This is a genomic window from Sphingomonas sp. LaA6.9 (genome assembly GCF_022601895.1).
Classification (GTDB): Bacteria; Pseudomonadota; Alphaproteobacteria; order Sphingomonadales; family Sphingomonadaceae; genus Sphingobium_A.
On the sequence record NZ_JAKVIO010000021.1, the window covers coordinates 48,154 to 64,241 of the forward strand.

16 protein-coding genes are annotated in these 16,088 nt (G+C 64.6%); 4 read left to right on the forward strand and 12 right to left on the reverse strand.

The features are described 5' to 3' along the window. Nucleotides 1–3: 3 nt before the first annotated feature. From MKI88_RS11955 to MKI88_RS11995, 9 genes are all read right to left on the reverse strand, one after another. Nucleotides 4–1,251: a serine hydrolase gene (locus tag MKI88_RS11955; protein ID WP_241631611.1), complete on the reverse strand. Its 1,248-nt coding sequence runs from the start codon at nt 1,249–1,251 to the stop codon at nt 4–6. Then, on the reverse strand, nt 1,248–2,051 hold the full coding sequence (locus MKI88_RS11960) for an SDR family NAD(P)-dependent oxidoreductase (protein WP_241631612.1): 804 nt from the start codon (nt 2,049–2,051) through the stop codon (nt 1,248–1,250). The genes MKI88_RS11955 and MKI88_RS11960 overlap by 4 nt, the downstream gene beginning before the upstream one ends. Nucleotides 2,052–2,061: 10 nt before the next feature. Next, nucleotides 2,062–2,826, reverse strand: coding sequence for an SDR family NAD(P)-dependent oxidoreductase (locus tag MKI88_RS11965; RefSeq protein WP_241631613.1), 765 nt, complete (start codon nt 2,824–2,826; stop codon nt 2,062–2,064). 13 nt (nt 2,827–2,839) lie between these two features. Beyond that, nucleotides 2,840–3,916, reverse strand: coding sequence for a phosphotransferase family protein (locus tag MKI88_RS11970; protein ID WP_241631614.1), 1,077 nt, complete (start codon nt 3,914–3,916; stop codon nt 2,840–2,842). Further along, nucleotides 3,913–4,995 carry a Zn-dependent alcohol dehydrogenase gene (locus MKI88_RS11975; protein WP_241631615.1) on the reverse strand — a complete coding sequence of 361 codons (1,083 nt, stop codon included), beginning with the start codon at nt 4,993–4,995 and terminating at the stop codon, nt 3,913–3,915. The genes MKI88_RS11970 and MKI88_RS11975 overlap by 4 nt, the downstream gene beginning before the upstream one ends. Then, nucleotides 4,992–6,275 (reverse strand): acyl-CoA dehydrogenase family protein, encoded by a 1,284-nt coding sequence (locus tag MKI88_RS11980; RefSeq protein ID WP_241631616.1) that lies wholly within the window; start codon nt 6,273–6,275, stop codon nt 4,992–4,994. Before MKI88_RS11980 ends, MKI88_RS11975 begins: the two co-directional genes overlap by 4 nt. A 32-nt stretch (nt 6,276–6,307) precedes the next feature. Further along, the gene (locus MKI88_RS11985) at nt 6,308–7,786 is read right to left on the reverse strand and encodes an MFS transporter (RefSeq protein ID WP_241631617.1); all 1,479 of its coding nucleotides are present in this window, start codon (nt 7,784–7,786) and stop codon (nt 6,308–6,310) included. Next, the gene (locus MKI88_RS11990; RefSeq protein ID WP_241631618.1) at nt 7,783–8,610 is read right to left on the reverse strand and encodes an SDR family NAD(P)-dependent oxidoreductase; all 828 of its coding nucleotides are present in this window, start codon (nt 8,608–8,610) and stop codon (nt 7,783–7,785) included. Before MKI88_RS11990 ends, MKI88_RS11985 begins: the two co-directional genes overlap by 4 nt. Nucleotides 8,611–8,677: 67 nt before the next feature. After that, nucleotides 8,678–10,009, reverse strand: coding sequence for an MFS transporter (locus MKI88_RS11995; protein WP_241631619.1), 1,332 nt, complete (start codon nt 10,007–10,009; stop codon nt 8,678–8,680). A gap of 117 nt (nt 10,010–10,126) precedes the next feature. Between MKI88_RS11995 and MKI88_RS12000 the strand changes: the two genes are divergently transcribed. The 4 genes from MKI88_RS12000 to MKI88_RS12015 all read left to right on the forward strand — a co-directional run bounded on the left by MKI88_RS12000 (nt 10,127) and on the right by MKI88_RS12015 (nt 14,786). After that, entirely contained in the window at nt 10,127–11,284 is a 1,158-nt protein-coding gene (locus MKI88_RS12000; RefSeq protein ID WP_241631620.1) for an acyl-CoA dehydrogenase family protein, read from the forward strand. A gap of 141 nt (nt 11,285–11,425) precedes the next feature. Next, complete coding sequence (locus tag MKI88_RS12005; RefSeq protein ID WP_241631621.1) at nt 11,426–12,562, forward strand: acyl-CoA dehydrogenase family protein; 1,137 nt, start codon at nt 11,426–11,428, stop codon at nt 12,560–12,562. A 163-nt stretch (nt 12,563–12,725) separates the two neighbouring features. Continuing rightward, nucleotides 12,726–13,868, forward strand: a complete 1,143-nt coding sequence (locus MKI88_RS12010; protein WP_241631622.1) for an acyl-CoA dehydrogenase family protein — start codon at nt 12,726–12,728, stop codon at nt 13,866–13,868. Nucleotides 13,869–13,997: 129 nt separating this feature from the next. Continuing rightward, nucleotides 13,998–14,786 (forward strand): SDR family oxidoreductase, encoded by a 789-nt coding sequence (locus tag MKI88_RS12015; RefSeq protein WP_241631623.1) that lies wholly within the window; start codon nt 13,998–14,000, stop codon nt 14,784–14,786. A 9-nt stretch (nt 14,787–14,795) separates the two neighbouring features. Here the strand turns inward: MKI88_RS12015 and MKI88_RS12020 are convergent, their stop codons facing one another. From MKI88_RS12020 to MKI88_RS12030, 3 genes are all read right to left on the reverse strand, one after another. Next, on the reverse strand, nt 14,796–14,951 hold the full coding sequence (locus MKI88_RS12020; RefSeq protein ID WP_241631624.1) for a Flp family type IVb pilin: 156 nt from the start codon (nt 14,949–14,951) through the stop codon (nt 14,796–14,798). Nucleotides 14,952–15,020: 69 nt separating this feature from the next. Further along, on the reverse strand, nt 15,021–15,416 hold the full coding sequence (locus MKI88_RS12025) for a PaaI family thioesterase (protein WP_241631625.1): 396 nt from the start codon (nt 15,414–15,416) through the stop codon (nt 15,021–15,023). A gap of 12 nt (nt 15,417–15,428) precedes the next feature. After that, a complete protein-coding gene (locus MKI88_RS12030; RefSeq protein WP_241631626.1) occupies nt 15,429–15,860 on the reverse strand; it encodes a PaaI family thioesterase in 432 nt (143 codons plus the stop codon). Nucleotides 15,861–16,088: the final 228 nt, after the last annotated feature.

Genomic DNA, 16,088 nt, shown 5'->3' on the forward strand with positions numbered 1-16,088 from the left:
TGGTCAGTCGGCTAGCGCCGAATAAAGCATGGTCTTGATCTCGCGCCGCACGGGATATGTGCTCGACGGCATCAACTGGGTCATGAAGATCATGATGATGTTTTCAACGGGGTCGACGAAGAAGGCGGTCGAGAACATCCCGCCCCAGTAGAAATCGCTCTTCGATCCGGGGATCATCGTGGCGGCGGCATCGAGCGTCGTCGCAAAGCCGAGCCCGAAACCGACCCCGGCATTCTCCGCCTCGCTGAACAGCGCGGTCGAGTGTTGCGTCAGGTCGCCGCCGCCGGGCAGGTGGTTTGCGGTCATCAGTTCCAGCGTCTTGCGGCTGATGATGCGCGTGCCGTCGAGTTCACCGTCGTTGATCAGCATCCGGCAGAAGCGGTGATAGTCGGCGAGCGTCGAGGCGAGCCCGCCGCCGCCAGAAAGCTGGTTGGGCTTGCGGCCCCACGCGCTGCCTTCGCCCGGATCATAGAGCTTCTTCACCTCGCTCGGGTGGAAGGCATAGCAGTCGGGCAAGCGGTGGAGCTTGTCGGCGGGCACCTGGAAATGCGTGTCGGCCATGCCGAGCGGGCGCGTGACCCGGTCCGCGATCGCCTCGTCGAGAGGCTTGTCGTCGACGCGCTGGATGATCGCGCCGAGGATGTCGGTCGCGACCGAATAATTCCATGATGTGCCCGGATCGAACTGGAGCGGGACGCCAGCGAGGATGCGGATCATCTCTTCCAGATCGGGGCCCGAGAACGCCTCCAGCTTCAGCTTGCGGTAGGCCGCGTCGATCGGCGTGCGTTCCTGGAAGCTGTAGGTGAGCCCCGCGGTGTGGCGCAGCAGGTCGATCATCCGCATCGGCGTGGCGGCCGGGCGGCTGACAAAGGGGACGTTGCCTCCGCCCGCGACGAACACGCCCAGATCCTTCCATTCGGGGATCACTTTCGTCACGGGATCGGCAAGCGCCAGCTTGCCTTCCTCGACAAGCTGCATGAACGCGATCGAGGTGATCGGCTTGGACATCGAGGCGATCCGGAAGATCGCGTCGCCCCTGAGTGCTTCGCCCGCGCGCGCGTCGCCCTGCAGCGACAGATGCGCGATCTCGTCGCCACGACCGATCAGCAAGGCGGTATGCGGCAGCCGCCCGGTGTCGAGATATCTGGCCTTGAGATGCGCGTCGATACGGGCGAGCCGCGCGGGATCGAACCCGAGTTCAGCCGGATCGGAAATGCTCAATTCTGCCTTGAGCGGCGCCATTTCGTTCATGCAGCGGTCTTTCCGGTTTCCTGGCGAGTCACGGGGTGCGAGCTCGAAAGGCCGCCGTCTACGACGATCGCCTGCCCGTTGACATAGGAGGATTCGTCCGAGGCGAGGAAGAGCGCCGCGAAGGCGATCTCCTGGGGCTGTCCCGCGCGGCGCAGCGGATTGAGGCGGCCGATCTTTTCCTCGACGCCCTTTTCGCGCGCATAGGTGAAAGCGCGCTCGGTCATCCCGGTCTCGATCAGTCCGGGGCAGATCGCATTGACGCGCACGCCCGTGCCTGAAAGCTGCTGTGCCGCGGTCTGGACGAGGTTGATCACGCCCGCCTTGGACGCGGAATAGGCGGGGCAGCCCGCGCCCGAACGGATCCCCGCGACGCTCGCGGTGCAGATGATCGAGCCCGACCCCTTCTTCATGATCTGCTGGCCCGCATGCTTGATGAGCAGGAACGGGCCGATCAGGTTGACCTGCAATATCTGCTGCCAGTCGTCGGCGGTATGCTCGAACAGGCCCGTCAGGCCGCCGGAGATGCCGGCATTGGCATAGGCGATGTCGAGCCCGCCATAGGAAAGCCGCGCCGTTTCGACGAGCTTCTGGACGTCCTCTTCCTTCCCCGCATTCATCTGCAGCGCGCTCACCTCGCCGCCTTCGTCGCGGATCAGCTTCGCGGTTTCGTGCACGCTTTCGGCCTTGTCGCCGATCACGAGCCGCGCGCCGTTGCGCGCGAACAGCAGCGCCGTGGCGCGGCCGATCCCCGAACCCGCACCCGTGATGATCGCGCTTTTTCCCTCGAGCCTTCCGGCCATATCTGGTCTCCTAGATCGTCTGCCCGCCATCGACGACGATGGTCTGGCCCGTGAGGAATGTCGAGGCGGGGGAGGCGAGGAACACCGCCGTCCCCGCGATTTCGTGCGGCTCGCCGATGCGCTTCAGCGCGGCGGTCGAGGTCGATGCCTTGAGCGTGTCGGGATCCTCCCACAGCGCGCGCGCGAAATCGGTGCGGATCAGACCCGGCGCGATGCAGTTGACGCGGATATTGTGGCGGCCATGCTCGCGCGCGAGGTTGCGCGCGAGCTGCATGTCCGCAGCCTTGGATATACAATAGGCGCCGATCACCTCGGACCCGCGAATGCCGCCGATCGACGAAATGATGATGATCGAGCCGTCCCTGCGGTCGATCATTTCGGGCAGTACCATGTTGATCAGCCAGTGATTGGCGACGATGTTGTTTTCGAGGATCTTGCGGAACTGATCGTCCTCGATCCCCGCCATGGGTCCGTAATAGGGATTGGACGCGGCGTTGCAGACGAGCACGTCGATACGGCCAAACGCGCTCCGACTTTCATCGACCAGGTTCTGCAAGGCTTCCTTGCTCGAAATGTTGGCGGCAACGGCGATCGCGGTGCCTTCGCCGAACCGCGCGTTGATCTCGGCCGCCGTTTCGTCGCAGGCATCCTGCTTGCGGCTGGAAATCACGACCCTGGCGCCGTTCGCCGCCATTTCCTCGGCGATCGCCCTGCCGATGCCGCGCGTCGAGCCGGTGATGACCGCGACCTTACCGGTCATGTCGAACTGGGACATTGAACCTCTCCTGTCAGCGCGCGCCGGCGAGTTCGGCGAAATGCCATGCTGCCCTCGCGAGTCCCGGCACGCGCGCCGCGGTGGCCTCGGCCTGCGCGCTCGATGCCGTGCCCTCGATGATGCGTTTCTTGATTCCCTGGACGATGCCCGTCAGCCGGAAGAGGTTGTAGCTGAAATACCAGTTGAGATCGGGAACGCCGTCGCGCCCTGTCGCGGCGCAGTAGCGCGCGACCGCCTGCTCAATCGTCGGAATGCCGAGTGCATCGAGATCGAGTCCCGCGATCCCCGAGCGTCCCTCGGGTTCGGTCACCCAGTTCATCAGCAGATAGGAAAAGTCGGCGAGCGGATCGCCGAGCGTCGAGAGTTCCCAGTCGAGGACGGCCAGCACCTTTGGCTCGTTCGCATCGAAGATCATGTTGTCGATACGGAAATCGCCGTGGACGATCGAGACGCGGTCCTGCTGGGGCACGGTCCTGGGCAGCCATTCGATCAGCCGATCGACCTCGGGGATCGTCTCGGTCTCGGCGGCGCGATACTGCTTTGTCCAGCGGCCAACCTGCCGCTCGAAATAGTTTCCGGGCTTGCCATAGTCGCCAAGGCCCACGGTCTCGTGATCCACATTATGAAGCGCCGCGAGCGTGTCGATCATCGCATTGTAGATGCCCGTGCGCTCGGCGGGCGCCATGCCGGGGAGTGATCCGTCCCACAGGTTGCGCCCCTCGACCAGCGCCATGATGTAGAACATCGACCCGATGACGCCGTCATCGGCGCACAGACCGTAAGGCTGCGCGACGGGAAAGCCCGTGGGATGGAGCGCCGCGATCAGCCGGTATTCGCGGTCGACCGCGTGCGCGGAGGGGAGCAGCGGACCGAAGGGCTTGCGGCGCAGGACATAGGCACCGCTCGTCGCGTCGATCCGGTAGGTCGGGTTGGATTGCCCGCCCTTGAACTTTGACAGCCGGATCGGCCCATTGAAGCCCGCGACATTGGCCTGCATCCACGTGGTCAGCGCGGCCTCGTCGAGCCGGTCCTTCTCGGGTACGTCGGTGGTTCCCACCATCGTCGTGTCGGCGCCGCCTGTCCCGGTCATCCGAACGTCACCACCGACCGAACCGAGTCACCTTTGCGAAGCTCGTCAAAGGCATGGTTTATCTGCTCGAGCGGGATGCGCTCGGCGATCAGTGTGTCCAGATCGAGCAGCCCGCGCATGTAGAAATCGACGAGCCGCGGTATGTCGACGGGGAAGCAATTGGCCCCCATCTTGGCGCCCTGCAGCTTTTTGCCCGAAAGCAGGTCTATTGCGCCCAGACCCACTTTTTCCGTTAGGGGCATCATGCCGAGGATTGTCGCGGTGCCGCCGCGCCGAAGCAGCGTGACCGCCATTTCGCCCGATGCGGGGCGTCCAACCGCCTCGATCGCATGATCGACACCGCCCTTGGTCATTTCGATCACTCCGGCGGCCGCACCCTCGACCATCGGATCGACGGTATCGGTTGCGCCGAGCTTCTCGGCGAGCCGCCGTTTGTCCGCCACCGGATCGATCGCAATGATGCGGCCTGCGCCCGCGATTTTCGCGGCGTTGACCACCGCAAGGCCGACCCCGCCGCAGCCGATCACCGCCACCGTATCGCCCGGTGTCACATCGGCGGCGCGAAACACCGCGCCCGCACCCGTCGTCACCGCACAGCCGATCACGCAGGCCCGGTCGAGCGGCATTTCGGGATTGATCGCGACGCAGGCGTGCTCGTGCACGAGCATCTGCTCGGCATAGGCCGAGAGGTCGAGCATCTGGTTGACCACGGTTTCGCCCATGCGGAGGCGGGGCGGCTCGCCGGGCCGGCGCCTGGTATCGCGGCCCATGCAGAGCGACATGCGTCCGGTGACGCAGAACTCGCAGTGTCCGCAAAAGGCGCTCAGGCAGGTGATGACCGCATCGCCCGGTTTCACCATCGTGACGCCGTCGCCCACCGCCTCGACAATCCCCGCGGCCTCATGGCCGGGGATGCAGGGCATCGCGTGCGGATAGGTACCATCGATGAAATGCAGGTCCGAACGGCACACGCCCACCGCGGCGGTGCGGATCAGCACCTCGCGCGGACCGGGCTTGTCGACCGTGACGTCTTCTATGACGAGGGGGGTCTTTGTCTCATAGAGGACGGCTGCCTTCATCGCGACACTCCCACGTCACCGCTCGATATCGCGGCGGATTCCCGGTTGCCATATTTGCCGAACTCGAGCCGTGCGATCGCGCGGTTGTGGACCTCGTCGGGACCGTCGGCGAGGCGCAGCGTGCGAATGCCCGCATAGGCCTTTGCGAGCCCGAAATCCTCGGACACGCCCGCGCCGCCATGTGCCTGGATCGCATCGTCGATCACGCGCAGTGCCATGTTGGGCGCCGAGACCTTGATCATCGCGATCTCGCCCTGCGCTGCCTTGTTGCCCGCCTTGTCCATCATGTCGGCGGCCTTCAGGCAGAGCAGACGGTTCATTTCGATATCGATGCGCGCGGCGGCGATGCGCTGTTCCCAGATGCTGTGGTCGGCGATGCGCTTTCCGAAGGCGACGCGCGTGAGCAGCCGCTTCGCCATCTTCTCCAGCGCTTCCTCCGCGACACCTATGGTGCGCATGCAGTGATGGATGCGGCCGGGCCCGAGCCGCCCTTGCGCGATCTCGAAGCCGCGGCCTTCGCCGAGCAGCATGTTCTCGACCGGCACGCGCACGTCCTTCAGCTCGATTTCCATATGGCCGTGCGGGGCGTCGTCATAGCCGAAGACGGGCAGGTGGCGCAGGATGTTCACGCCGGGCGCGTCGAGCGGCATCAGGATCATCGATTGCTGCTGGTGGCGCTTGGCCTCGAAATCGGTCTTGCCCATCACGATCGCGATCTTGCAGCGTGGATCGCCGGCTCCGCTCGACCACCATTTGGTGCCGTTGATGACATAATGGTCGCCATCGCGCTCGATCCGCGTCTCGATGTTGGTCGCGTCGGACGAGGCGACCGCGGGCTCGGTCATCAGGAAGGCCGAGCGGATCTCGCCGTCCATCAGCGGCCTGAGCCACTGATCCTTCTGTTCGCGCGTGCCGTAGCGGTGGAAGACCTCCATATTGCCCGTGTCGGGCGCGGAGCAGTTGAAGACCTCCGACGCCCAGCCGATGCGTCCCATTTCCTCGGCGCACAGCGCATATTCGAGATTGGTGAGCCCGGGGCCGTCGAATGCGAAGCTGTCGTCCACCGGAACGCGGCCCGACGAAGGCGGCATGAACAGGTTCCAGATGCCGGCTTCCTTCGCCTTCTGCTTGGCGTCCTCGATGACGGGAAGGACCTTCCAGCGCCCACCCTCGGCCTGTTGCGCGTGATAGTCATGATCGCGGGGGCGCACATGCTTCTCGATGAAGTCCCTTACCCGGTCGCGCCAGTAGGTCTCGCGTTCGTTGAGGGTGAAATCCATGGCGCTCTCTCCGTATCTTTGATGCGATTGTGTCAGGCGAAATCGGATTTTGCCAGCCCGACGGGACGTGAAACCTCAGCTTTTTCAAGCGATTCTGCGGCGGACGCTACGGCGAGCCTGGCGAGCCGCGCTTCGTGCTCAGCGCGTCCGAAGGGAAATCGGGTATAGGCCCAGGCCGCGCACAGCCCGAGCACCACGCCGAGCACCGCATAGGCAAGCGCGAGCCGGTCGACCACTTCGGGTGCGACCGCGCCGGGCTGTGCGCCCTCGGGAAAGCCGATCGCGCTCAGCATCGCGCCCGACAGGAAGATGCCGATGCCCGTCACGCATTTCTGCGTGAAGAAGAAGCCCGCAAAGAACAGCCCTTCGGTGCGCTTGCCCGTCTCGAGCTCGGAGGCTTCGGTCACGTCGGCCATCATCGATGTGGTCAGGATCATCACCGATACCGCCGCCGCGGTCGAAAGGCCCGCAAAGCTCAGAAAGGCGGGCATCAGCAGCGGCGATCCAATGGCCGGAAACAGTCCGGCGAGCCGCAGCCAATAGGGCAGCGTTCCCAGCACGAGCGTGACGATCGCGAGCGTCGCCGCGGCTTCCTTCTTGCCAAGCCGCTTCGAGATGGCGGGCACGCAGAAAAAGGCGAGCACCACCCCCATGAACAGCGCGACCGCATAGAAGATGAATGCGATCTGCGGAAATTCCCAGACAAAGAGCAGCAGATAGTTGCTCAGCGCAAACGCCAGCCCCTGATTGGCGAACGCGAAGACCGCCGCGCCCATCAGGATCAGGAAGGGGCGGTTCTTCAGCGTCGTGATGATCGCGCGGAAGGTCGGGACGAGCGGCAGCCGTTCGGGCGCGGTCGCCTGCAGCCGCGCATAGGCGCGGTGCGTGCCAATCGCCGAGACGAGCACCGCGAAGATCATGATGCCGGCGCCCACTACCGCAAAGCGGTGATAGCCATTGGGGTTGAGCTGGCCGACGGGATAGCCCGGCTCGGGCACCAGCAGCACCGCAAAGGCGAGTACCAGCATGATGAGCCCGCCCGCCCAGCCGAACAGGAAGCGGTAGCGCAGCACGACGGTGCGCTCGTGATAGTCGCGCGTGATCTCGGGCGCGAGCGCGAGCGAAGGCACCTCGTAGCAGGATACGACCGCCCGCACGAGGATCGCGATGCCGACAAGATACGCGAACTGCATGTCGGGCGAGGCTTCGGGTGGATTCCAGAGCAGCAGCCAGACGAGCCCGATCGGGATCGCCGAGAGATAGAGCCAGGGATGCCGCCGTCCCCAGCGCGTATGCGTCTGGTCGGACAGATGGCCGACGACGGGGTCGATGAACGCGTCGACGAGCAGCGCGATCATGATCGCAAGGCCTACGCGTTCGGCGGGCAGCCCGACGACCTGATTGTAGAAGAGCAGCAGGAAGACCGAAAAGCCGTTGTCCTTGATCCCATAGGCCACCGCGCCAAAGCCGTAGCTCAGCTTGGTTGCAAAGGGGACGCGGGCTGCGATCACGGCTGGGGTGCCAGCAGGTCGAACATGCCCGGTGTTGCCGGATCCCAGCTGTGTCGCGGACCGATCAGCATCCCGCCGTCGACGAGCAGGTCGGTTCCCGTCACGAACGCCGCGGCATCGGAGGCGAGATAGGCGACCGCCTCGGCAATATCGCGCGGGCTTCCCGAACGCGCCACCGGCTGGGCGTGCATCGACATCTGCCCGATCATCGCGTCGGCCTTTGCCTTGTCCTCACCGCTGAGGCCAAGCGTGCCCGTGAAGATGTTGGTCAGGATGAAGCCCGGCGCCACCGCGTTCACGCGGATCCTGTATTGCGCAAGGTCGGCCGCCGCGATCTTCGTCAGGTGCAGCACGCCCGCCTTGGCGACCGAATAGGTGGTCGGCGCATAGCCCGAATGAAAGGCGGAAACCGAACTGGTGTTGACGATCGCGCCGCCGCCGCGCGCCTTCAGGTGCGGCGCGGCATGGCGGATGCCGAGCGCGACCGACCGCAACAGCAGCGCCATCGTGTCGTCCCATTCGGCGGCGGTAATCTCGTCGATTTTGGCGCGCGCACCCCCCGCACCGGCATTGTTGAAGACGATGTCGAGCCCGCCCGTCTTCTCGGCGGCGAAATCCATCAGCCCCTTGATATCGGCTTCCTCGCGGACGTCGCAGCGGCGGAACAGCACGCGACTCTCCGAGGCTTCCGCGATCGCGGATCCCGCGTCGTCGATATCGCCCAGGATCACGGTGGCGCCCTCGGCGGCGAAGAGGTCGACGGTGGCGCGTCCGATGCCCGAAGCGCCGCCCGTCACGACCGCCGTCTTGCCCGCGAATCTCATCGCAATACCTCTCCTGTCTGGTTGTCGAGCATATTCGAGCTTTCGGTATGGTCAATGACGCACGGCATTACGCTACGGCTTTCTGCGCGGGCGCGGATGCGCTTTCGACATTCCGAAGATGCACGCCGGCGCGCCAATAATGCCATATCGCCCAGGGCGTGACAGCTGCCATTGTCAGCAGGGCATAGCGCAGCGATTCCTCGCCCAGCGCGGGGCGGTACAGATCGCTCAGCACGCCGATCAGCGTGGGGCCGAGCCCGAGCCCGATCAGGTTGATGACGAGCAGCGTGATCGCCGCCCACATGGCGCGCAGCTTCAGGGGCGCAAGCCCCTGGATCAGCGCAAAAGTGGGGCCGAGATAGCTGTTCTGGAAGAGCAGCGCGATCGCGTAGGCGGGGACCGCCAGCTCGAAACTGGGTGCGAGATAAACGAAGATCAGGAAGGGCAGGGCGATGCTCTTCAGGATCGCCACGAGCCAGCTCTGCACATGCAGGCCGCGCCGCGCCGCCCAGCGATCGGCGATCCAGCCGCCGCCAATCCCCGATATCGTGCCGACGACCGCGACGAGCGGCCCAAGTATGAGCCCGACCGTCGTCACGGTCATGTCGAAGCTGCGGATCATGAAGGCGGGGCCAAAGGCTGCCAGCGCGTAGCCGATCAGCGAGGTCAGGGTGACCGCGGCAACGAGGTGGCGCGCGGCGGGTTGCGCCCAGAGCGTTGCGAAGCCCGCGGCCAGCGGAGGGCGCTCGGTCGCGTGCACCCGCGCCTGATCCGAAAGACCGCGGCGCGGCTCCACCACGAAGATCCGGACGATGATCGCAAGCAGGATGCCCGGAAGGCCAACCGCCATGATCGCGATCCGCCAGCCGAACTGGCCGGCCAGATAGCCGCCGATCATCGTGCCGAATCCGCCGCCCAGCACGACGCCCGCGGCATAGATCCCCATCGCGCCCGCGCGCTTTTCGGGCGGATAGAGATCGGCGATGATCGCGTGGCTGGGCGGACTGGATCCGGCCTCTCCGATTCCCACGCCGATGCGCGCCACGAGCAGCTGGACGAAATTCTGCGCCAGCCCGCAGACCGCGGTCATCGCACTCCAAATGGCGAGCGACCAGGCGATGATGTTGCGCCGGTTGCTGCGGTCGGCAAGTCGCGCGACGGGAATGCCGAGGCCCGCATAGAAGATCGCGAAGGCCAGGCCCGAGAGCAGTCCGAGCTGCGTGTCGTTGAGCGTCAGGTCGGCCTTGATGAGTTCCAGCAGGATCGCAAGAATCTGCCGGTCCATATAGGAAAAGAAATAGGTGACGGTGAGCAGGAAGAGCGTGATTCCCCTGCGCCGGATCGCACGCTCGTCCGCGATTTGCTGCGCCCTGTGCGCAGCATCTGCTATGCTCTCCATCCACACCTCTCGACGGTTTTTGTCGTTGGCCGCGTGCCGGCGTTCGAGGAGGCTGGACTTTGTTGACGTTTTCGTCAAGCATACTGGAAATTCGAAAAAGAGAATCGGGAGAGACTGATGTCCGATCTGGAAAATTTCCGCGCCGAAACGCGCGCCTGGCTTGAGGCGAACTGCCCCCCCGAAATGCGTGAGCCGTTGAAGGACGAGAGCGATGCGTGCTGGGGCGGCCGCAATCCCACGTTCAAGAACGAGGCGCAGAAGATCTGGATGGACCGGATGGCCGAAAAGGGCTGGACGGTGCCCGACTGGCCAAAACCCTATGGCGGTGCTGGCCTCAGCCCCGCCGAGTCGAAGATCCTGCGCGAAGAGATGGCGAAGCTCGGCTGCCGCAGTCCGCTCTCCAGCTTCGGCATCTGGATGCTCGGCCCCGCGCTGCTCAAATTCGGCACCGAGGAACAGAAGGTTCATTACCTCAACCAGATCGCGCGCGGCGAGATTCGCTGGTGCCAGGGCTATTCGGAACCGGGATCGGGCTCCGATCTTGTCTCCTTGCAGACCTTTGGCGAGGACAAGGGCGATCACTGGATCGTCAACGGCCAGAAGATCTGGACCAGCTACGCCGACAAGGCCGACTGGATCTTCTGCCTCGTCCGCACCGACAAGAACGACAAGTATAAGGGCATCAGCTTCCTGCTCTTCGACATGGCTTCGGAAGGCGTGTCGACCAAGCCGATCAAGCTGATCTCGGGCAACTCTCCCTTCTGCGAAACCTTTTTCGACAATGTGAAGGTGCCCAAGCACCAGATCGTGGGCGAGCTCAATCGCGGCTGGGACGTCGCCAAATATCTCCTCGGGCATGAGCGCGAGATGATCTCGGGCGCCGGCAATGCGCCGATGGGTTCGGTGGGCGCGATGCACAAGGATCTGATGGCCGAGGATCCGCTGCTCCGCGGCGACATGGCGAAGCTCGACGTCGATACGCTGGCCTTCCGCGCGATGGGCGAGAAGTTCATCGACGAGATGAAGGCGGGCAAGGGCCACCCTGCGCAACCCAACATGATGAAATATTTCGGCACCGAGCTGAACAAGCGTCGCCACGAGCTGGTGATGGCCGCGGGCGGATCGGACGCGCTCGAATGGGAAAGCGAAGCTTCGAAGGGCGGCGCGAAGCCGCGCGCATGGCTGCGCACCAAGGCCAATTCGATCGAGGGCGGGACGAGCGAGGTCATGCTCAACGTCGTCGCCAAGCGGATTCTCGATCTGCCGGGGGCGTGATCGGATCATGAGATTTGCCGCTCATCCCGAGGAGCGGCTGAGCGCAGTCGAAGCCGCATCTCGAAGGACCCTTCGATACGGCATTTCGCCAGGCTCAATGCCTACTCAGGGTGAGCGGGTTAAGGACAAGGATGGGATTGCATGCCACTCTACCACACCGAAGATCAGGCGATGCTCAAGGACACCGCCGCCCAGTTCATGAAGACCGAGGCGCCGACCGCGCATTTCCGCAAATATCGCGACATGAACTGCAAGGACGGCTTCGCGCACGACCTTTGGAAGCAGTTTGGCGAGATGGGCTTTGCGGGCATCCTGATCCCCGAGGCTGAAGGCGGGCTTGGCCTCGGCCATGTCGAGGCGGGGATCGTGCTCGAGGAGATCGGCCGAAACCTGACACCGTCGCCATTCCTTTCCACATCGGTCGCGGGCGTGGCCGCGCTCAAGGCCGCGGACAAGGGCTTGCGCGATCGCTGGTTCCCCGGGATCGCGTCGGGCGAGACCGTGCTCGGCCTCGCGATCGACGAGGGCGCCAAGCATCGTCCGGAGCGAATCGCGATGAAGGCCGAGCGCTCGGGCAACGGCTTCAAACTGACGGGCAAAAAGCAATTCGTCGTTCAGGGCGCGTCGGCCGACATGCTGATCGTCGCCGCGCGCACCGGCGGGTCGGCGGGCGAGACGCAGGGGCTTACGCTGTTCGCGGTCGAAAAGGACGCTGCCAGGCTCTCGATGGAGGCCGCGCGGCTCGTCGACAGTTCGATGGGCGCGCATATTGGCTTCGACGGGGTCGAGGTCGATGGCGGCGCGGTGATCGGCGAGGTCGACAATGGCTGGGCGGTGCTGACGAAGCTGCTCGACGCGGGCCGCGTGGGCGCCGCCGCCGAGCAGGTGGGTGTCGGCAGCGGCGCGATGGACATGACCGTCGAATATCTGAAGCAGCGCAAGCAGTTCGGGCGTCTGATCGGCGAGTTCCAGGCGCTCCAGCACCGCGCGGCGCACCTCTATTCGGAGATGGAGGTCGCGCGCGCGGCGGTGCTCAAGGCGCAGCAGATGCTCGACGAGGGCAGCGACAAGGCCGAATTGATGGTCGCGGTCGCCAAGGCCAAGGCCGCGCAGGCGACGGGGCTTTCGGTCAAGGAAGGTGTCCAGATGCACGGCGGCATCGGCATGACCGACGAATATGACATCGGCCTCTATATGAAGCGCGACCGCGCGCTGGCGGAGTTTTTCGGCGACGCGAATTTCCACGCGGACCGCGTCGCGCGGATGCACGGGTATTAACTGATATACACCCCTCCCTTGCAAGGGAGGGGTTGGGGGTGGGTGCGAGCGAAGCGAGCCTTCCTGCGCTGACTCCCAAAAGCAGCCGCGCCGGCGTCGAGCCGGCGGTGCTGCTCACCCACCCCTTTCCCCTCCCTTGAAAGGGAGGGGTGGAGTTCGGAACATGTCCCTCGATCCCGAAGTCTTCGACGCCCTGATCGAAACCGTCCGGCGCTTCGTCGCCGAGCGGCTGCGCCCGCGCGAGGCCGAGGTCGCCGAGAGCGACGAGATCCCCGCCGACCTGATTGCCGAGATGAAGGCGCTCGGCCTTTTCGGCATGTCGATCCCCGAGGAATATGGCGGGCTTGGCCTGTCGATGACCGAGGAACTGAAGGTTGCCTTCGAGTTCGGGCGCACCAGCCCTGCGATGCGATCGACCTTCGGCACCAATGTCGGAATCGGCAGCCAGGGGCTCGTCATGGCGGGTACGCCCGAGCAGAAGGCGCAGTGGCTTCCGAAAATTGCGAGCGGTGAACTCATCACGAGCTTTGCGCTCACCGAACCCGATGTCGGGTCGGACAGCGCGGCGGTAAAGACGCGCGCGGTGCGCGACGGCGAGGTTTACAGGCTGTCGGGCACCAAGCGTTTCATCACCAACGCCGACAAGGCTTCGCTGTTCACCGTGATGGCGCGCACCGGCGGCGAGGGCGCGCATGGCGTCTCCGCCTTTCTTGTCCCCGCCGATCTTCCGGGTGTCCGCATCGGTCTCCCCGAAAAGAAAATGGGCCAGCAGGGCGCGCATGTCTGCGACGTCCATTTCGATGAGACGCCCGTGCCCGCCTCCAACATGCTCGGCGCCGAGGGCGAGGGTTTCAAGGTCGCGATGCGCGTGCTCGATCGCGGGCGGCTGCACATCGCGGGCGTCTGCGTCGGCGTCGCAGAGCGGCTGATCGCGGACAGCGTCGCCTATGCCACCGAGCGCAAACAGTTCGGCAAGCCCATTGCCGAGCACCAGCTCATCCAGGCGATGATCGCGGATTCGAAGACCGAGGCGCTGGCCGCACGCGCGCTCGTGCTCGATGTCGCCGCGCGCAAGGACGCGGGCGAGAACGTCACGATGGAATCTGCCGCCGCGAAATATTTTGCATCCGAAATGGTTGGCCGCGTTGCTGACCGCGCGGTGCAGGTCTTCGGCGGTGCGGGCTATATCGCCGATTACGGCATCGAGCGGCTCTACCGCGATGTTCGGCTGTTCCGGATCTATGAAGGGACGAGCCAGATCCAGCAGATCGTCATCGCGCGCGAGACGATCAAAAGGGGCGGGTAGAGACAAGCATATGCCGTCACCCTGAACGTGTTTCAGGGTCCATGAACACGGCAGCGTCCGAATGAACCGGGATCGTGTTCATCGATGCTGAATCAAGTTCAGCATCAGGAAATTGGGAGATACGGAAAAATGGACACCACCAAACTCTTCAGTCTCGAAGGCCGCGTCGCGCTCGTCACCGGCGGGTCGCGCAATATCGGCAAATGGATCGCCGAGGGCTTCATCGCGCAGGGTGCGAAAGTCTATATCTCCTCGCGCAAGGCCGATGCGTGCTTCGCGGCCGCCGAGGAACTCGGTCCCAACTGCGTCGCGCTGCCGCAGGACGTCTCGACCGTCGCGGGCTGCAAGGCGCTCGCCGGGCAGTTGGCCGAGCATGAAACCAAGCTCGACATCCTCGTCAACAATGCGGGTGCCGCATGGGGCGAACCCTTCGAGCAGTTCCCCGAAAGCGGCTGGGACAAGGTCATGGACCTCAACCTCAAATCGCCGTTCTTTCTGACCCAGGCGCTCCACGGCGCGCTCAAGGCGGCCGCCAGCGCGGACAAGCCCGCCAAGGTGATCAACATCACCTCGATCGACGGGCTGCGCCTAAACCCATGGGAAACTTATAGCTATCACGCGTCGAAATCGGGGCTGATCTACCTGACCAAAAGGCTCGCGGCGCGGCTGATCTCCGATCACATCAACGTCACCTCGATCGCACCGGGGGCTTTCGCATCGGAGATGAACCGCGCCGCGCGCGATCATGGCGATGCCGTCGCCAGGCGCATCCCCGCAGGGAGGATCGGCACGGAGGAGGACATGGCGGCGGTCGCGATCTATCTCGCAAGTCGCGCGGGCGATTATGTCGTGGGCGAGACCATTGCCGTCGACGGCGGTATAGTCAACGCGCATCTCGGCGGCAGTATCGACGCCTGAGGTTGCGGCTCAGACGCCGCGCATCGCGTTGGTCAGCGTGCCGAGCGTATCGACCAGCGAGAGCCCGAGCATCTGAAAGGCGATGATCGCCGCCATCGAAATGAGCGCGGCGATCAGCCCATATTCGATCGCGGTGGCTCCGCGAACATCGTTCAGGATTCGCATCGGCACCACTCCACATAAGACATGTGCCGTGTCGCCTAATGCGAAAATATTACCAATGATTTAAACGAGTTACTTATGGGCTCCGCGCACGATCAGGATGTTCATCCGCGCCGCGGCGATAGGCTTGCTCCGGTCGTCCTGCCAGGCGATCGCCTCGACATTGGCGATCCGCGTGCCGACGCGCGTCACCCGGCCGATCGCGCGGGTCTCCTTGTCACGGCCGCCCCGCATGTAATCGACCGTGACGTTGATCGGCTTGAAGCGGGGCGTGTCGTCGTCATCGAACTGGCTGTAGAGCGCCGCGATGGCCGCCATTTCGAGCATGCCCCCGATGGCACCGCCATGGATGAAGCCCGGACGCCCGAGCACGTCGCTGGAAAATCCCATGGCCAGCACGGGTGCGCCATCCTCGGTGTCGACGACCGAAAGGCCGAGCGTATGTGCATAGGGCGGAAGCGACTTCATCCGGGGCGCTCCTTACAGGAACATGTAGGTGCCGGCGGCGTGCGCAACCGGATCTTCGGGATCGCCGTCATGGGCCTGGCCGCGGATGAAGGCTATATTGCGCGTGATGCGATAGCATTCGCCGCGCCCGATCACGGGCTTGCCGGGGGTGGCGGGGCGAAGATAATCGACGCGCAGGTCGAGCGTGGCCTGCATGCGGACGGTGCGCGAGCGAATCCAGATCGAGATGCTCGTCGCCATGTCCATCAGCGTGACGATCGGGCCCGAGGCGAGGATGCCCGTCTCGGGATCGCCGACCAGCCTTGCGTCATAGGGCAGTCCGAGCTCGCACCAGTCGGGGCCATGCGCGCGATAGGTGATGCCGAGAAGGCCATTATGCCCGTGCCGTCCGAGCGTCTCGATGAATTGCCGGGGGTTGAAGCCCGTCTCGGGTAGGTCGCTCATCCGTCGTCGCCTGAAAGCTCTTGCGCGACGGCCGTAGCGCGCCCGCGCATCCCCCGCAACGCAACATTACACCTAATTAATTTCACACGCCCTGCTCGCCGATCTAGCCATTGCGCGCATCGACAAGCCGGTCGGGGGAGAGGGAACAAGGATCGTTTGATGTTCCATATCGAGAACGTGGGGGAGCTTGCGACGGCCGTTGGCCTGTACGGTGCCGTGCATCTGTCG

Bases quoted from the DNA above. Each gene is read 5' to 3' on its own strand.
- MKI88_RS11955 (WP_241631611.1), bottom strand. From the start codon at position 1,251: ATGAACGAAATGGCGCCGCTCAAGGCAGAATTGAGCATTTCCGATCCG.
- MKI88_RS11960 (WP_241631612.1), bottom strand. From the start codon at position 2,051: ATGGCCGGAAGGCTCGAGGGAAAAAGCGCGATCATCACGGGTGCGGGT.
- MKI88_RS11965 (WP_241631613.1), bottom strand. From the start codon at position 2,826: ATGTCCCAGTTCGACATGACCGGTAAGGTCGCGGTCATCACCGGCTCG.
- MKI88_RS11970 (WP_241631614.1), bottom strand. From the start codon at position 3,916: ATGACCGGGACAGGCGGCGCCGACACGACGATGGTGGGAACCACCGAC.
- MKI88_RS11975 (WP_241631615.1), bottom strand. From the start codon at position 4,995: ATGAAGGCAGCCGTCCTCTATGAGACAAAGACCCCCCTCGTCATAGAA.
- MKI88_RS11980 (WP_241631616.1), bottom strand. From the start codon at position 6,275: ATGGATTTCACCCTCAACGAACGCGAGACCTACTGGCGCGACCGGGTA.
- MKI88_RS11990 (WP_241631618.1), bottom strand. From the start codon at position 8,610: ATGAGATTCGCGGGCAAGACGGCGGTCGTGACGGGCGGCGCTTCGGGC.
- MKI88_RS11995 (WP_241631619.1), bottom strand. From the start codon at position 10,009: ATGGAGAGCATAGCAGATGCTGCGCACAGGGCGCAGCAAATCGCGGAC.
- MKI88_RS12000 (WP_241631620.1), top strand. From the start codon at position 10,127: ATGTCCGATCTGGAAAATTTCCGCGCCGAAACGCGCGCCTGGCTTGAG.
- MKI88_RS12005 (WP_241631621.1), top strand. From the start codon at position 11,426: ATGCCACTCTACCACACCGAAGATCAGGCGATGCTCAAGGACACCGCC.
- MKI88_RS12010 (WP_241631622.1), top strand. From the start codon at position 12,726: ATGTCCCTCGATCCCGAAGTCTTCGACGCCCTGATCGAAACCGTCCGG.
- MKI88_RS12015 (WP_241631623.1), top strand. From the start codon at position 13,998: ATGGACACCACCAAACTCTTCAGTCTCGAAGGCCGCGTCGCGCTCGTC.
- MKI88_RS12020 (WP_241631624.1), bottom strand. From the start codon at position 14,951: ATGCGAATCCTGAACGATGTTCGCGGAGCCACCGCGATCGAATATGGG.
- MKI88_RS12025 (WP_241631625.1), bottom strand. From the start codon at position 15,416: ATGAAGTCGCTTCCGCCCTATGCACATACGCTCGGCCTTTCGGTCGTC.
- MKI88_RS12030 (WP_241631626.1), bottom strand. From the start codon at position 15,860: ATGAGCGACCTACCCGAGACGGGCTTCAACCCCCGGCAATTCATCGAG.